General features: G+C 64.0%; 1 protein-coding gene and 1 pseudogene. Both read left to right on the forward strand.

From position 1 onward, the window contains the following. Positions 1-683: 683 nt before the first annotated feature. A complete protein-coding gene (locus FREUN1FDRAFT_RS38575; protein ID WP_006545877.1) occupies positions 684-2,471 on the forward strand; it encodes a reverse transcriptase/maturase family protein in 1,788 nt (595 codons plus the stop codon). A 15-nt stretch (positions 2,472-2,486) separates the two neighbouring features. Next, a pseudogene (locus FREUN1FDRAFT_RS42715) lies at positions 2,487-3,079 on the forward strand (hypothetical protein); the annotation flags it as partial.

Raw genomic sequence — 3,079 nt, forward strand, 5'->3', positions numbered from 1 at the left:
GACGGCTGAGGACATTTGCCAAAGCGCACCGGGCGTGGAAGAGGATCACCTTACAGTACCCCACGCTGTTCGCGCACTGGCAATGGATCCACGGCTTCTGGTGAGAAGGGCAAGAAGAGCCCGGTGACGCGAGAGTGTCACGCCGGGAGTGCGCCGTGAGGCGCTCTGTTGTATCCCCAGCGCAGCTGGGATGGATTCGGAGGAGGATCCTTGGGTTCGCTGGCTTACCTCGGTCCGAAAGGGTGTCGGGGGACAGCAGCATGCCAGAAGACGGCGGGCGTCGCGAAGGCGTCGAAGGCGGGCCGCCGTTGAACCCGCGTGATATGGCGAAAGCTGGATTGCCTGAATTCCAATCTCCAGACGGTAGATGTGAGGACCCATCGGAAAGACGTCTGAAACCGATGCCACGTCCTGCACTGGCCAGATCCGTGGGCTGGTGCATCCTTCGGGTCGTGGGGCGATGCCCAGTGAGGGCATTCAAGGAGATGAGTGGAACGCCTAAGTCGCGCTCGATACGTACAGCAGGGACGTACCGCGGGATCGCCTAAGGGGCGCGAGCCCTAAGGTGACGGAGTTCCCATAGTAGTCGTGGGAGTAACGCCCCACCGGGGACGGCATGAAAGATGTCGACAGGGCGAAGGGGAACAGGTGGCCGGATACTCAACGGACGGGAGGCATGCGTAATGCAGAGCGCCGAAATGGTCCTTGGTGTCCTCCGTGAACGTGGAAGGAGAGGACTGCCGCTGGAGCGGGTGTATCGACAGTTGTTCAACCCGGCGCTGTACCTGGTGGCCTACGGGCGTCTGTACTCCAACAAGGGTGCGATGACGCCCGGGGTGACCGGGGAGACCGTGGACGGCATGTCGCTGGCTACCATCGACCGCATCATCGATGCGATGCGCCACGAGCGCTACCGATGGAAACCGGTGAAGCGGGTGCACATCCCGAAGAAGAACGGGAAGAAACGCCCGCTGGGCCTGCCGACCTGGTCGGACAAGCTGGTCGCCGAGGTGGTGCGCCTGCTGTTGGAGGCGTACTACGAGCCGACCTTCTCCGACCACTCCCACGGGTTCCGCCCAGGCAGAGGCTGCCACACCGCACTCGGTGAGGTGGTCGATGTCTGGAAGGGGACGCACTGGTTCATTGAGGGCGACATCGCCCGCTGTTTCGAGGAGCTCGACCATCAGGTCATGCTCGACACGGTGGGCGAGAGAATCCACGACAACCGGTTCCTGGGGCTCCTGAAGGCCATGCTGCGCGCGGGGTATCTGGAGGACTGGAAATGGGGAGCGACACTGTCCGGAACGGTACAGGGCGGTCCGGCGTCCCCGATCCTTTCCAATATATATCTCGACCGGCTGGACAGCTTCGTCGTGACACACCTGCTCCCGGACTACAACCGGGGCGAACGCAGGGCATCCAACCCTGCCTACCAGAAAATCGAATATGCGATCGCGCGTGCCCGACGGCACGGCGACCGGCCAGCATTACGCCGGCTTCGCCAGCAACGCCGCCAGCTGCCCAGCCAGGATCCCCACGATCCCAGCTATCGGCGGCTACGGTACGTAAGGTACGCGGACGATATTCTGTTCGGGTTCAGCGGGCCGAAAGCCGAAGCACAGGAGATCACTGAAAGGGTGCGGCAGTTCCTTCGCGACGACCTCAGGCTGGAACTGTCCGCCGAGAAGACGCTGATCACCCACGCCCAGACCGGGCGGGCACGTTTCCTCGGCTACGACATCGTGGCCCAGCACTCCGACACAAAGATCACCCGGGGTCGCCGGGCGGTCAACGGGGCAATCGGGCTGCGGGTCCCTCCAGAAGTGATCAGAAACAAGTGCGCTCCGTACTGCAAGCGCGGCAAACCCGCGTCCCGGCCGCAGATGCTTCACGACAACGACTACACGATCGTGTCGAAGTTCCAGGCCGAGTACCGGGGCATCGTCCAGTACTACCTGCTTGCCGGTGACGTCTACCGGCTCCAGAAACTGCGCTGGGTCATGGAAACCGCCATGCTCAAGACCCTGGCAGGCAAACACAGATCCACCGTCAACGCGATGGCCCACAAGTACAAGGCCACCGTGAAGACGGACCACGGACCGCGCACCTGCTTTGAGGTCACCATCCAGCGTGACGACGGAAGGAAACCACTGGTAGCGCGTTTCGGAGGTATACCGCTGCACCGGAAGCCAACGGCTGCCCTCGAAGATCGAGCGCCGATCCTGGCCACGGCCCGTGGCAACGAGCTGATCCACCGGCTCCTCGCGGGCGCGGGCGAACTGTGCGGAGCGACGGAGCAGGTGGAAGTACACCACATCCGCCACCTCGCCGACCTCAACAAACCAGGACGACGTGAAAAACCGGCCTGGGTCCGCCTCATGGCGAAGCGACGGCGAAAAACACTCGTCGCCTGCCGCCCCTGCCACGAGGCGATCCACGCCGGACGACCTACCACGCAACCCACGGCATAACCACTGGAGAGCCCGTTGCAGTTAACGCTGCACGGCGGGTTCGGCGGGAGGCCGACGGAAAAGGAACCGCCCGAGGCGGTCACCTCGCCGGCGGCCTACCCAACTCCGTGGGAGCCGGCGGGTGCGATTCCCGCCGGCTACCCGACTGGAATTGATCTCCGAGAGCGCGGATTCCGGCAGGAAACCCGGCAGATAGTCGACGAGGCGTTCACCTCGCTGGCACCCTTGACCTCGTTCAAGGTCGCCTGCGACCTGCTCGGGCTGTCACGGGCGACAATGTACCGCCGGCGTCGCCCCGCACAATCCACAGAAAGCCCGTCACGGACCCCGGCCGTCCACCCGGCAGCGCTCGACGACACCGAACGTGAACGGCTCCTGGAACTCCTCAACAGCGACCGGTTCGTCGACAAGTCCGCCGCCCAGGTCTGGGCGACCCTGCTCGACGAGGGTGTCTACCTGGCCAGCGTGTCCACCATGTACCGGCTGCTGCGGGCCCGAGCCCAGACCGTCGAGCGGCGGGCACAGGCCGCCCACCCCGCCCGAAAGAAACCGGAACTACTCGCTACCAGACCCAACGAAATCTGGAGCTGGGATATCACAAAACTCGC

The organism is Parafrankia sp. EUN1f (genome assembly GCF_000177675.1).
Taxonomy (GTDB): domain Bacteria; phylum Actinomycetota; class Actinomycetes; order Frankiales; family Frankiaceae; genus Parafrankia.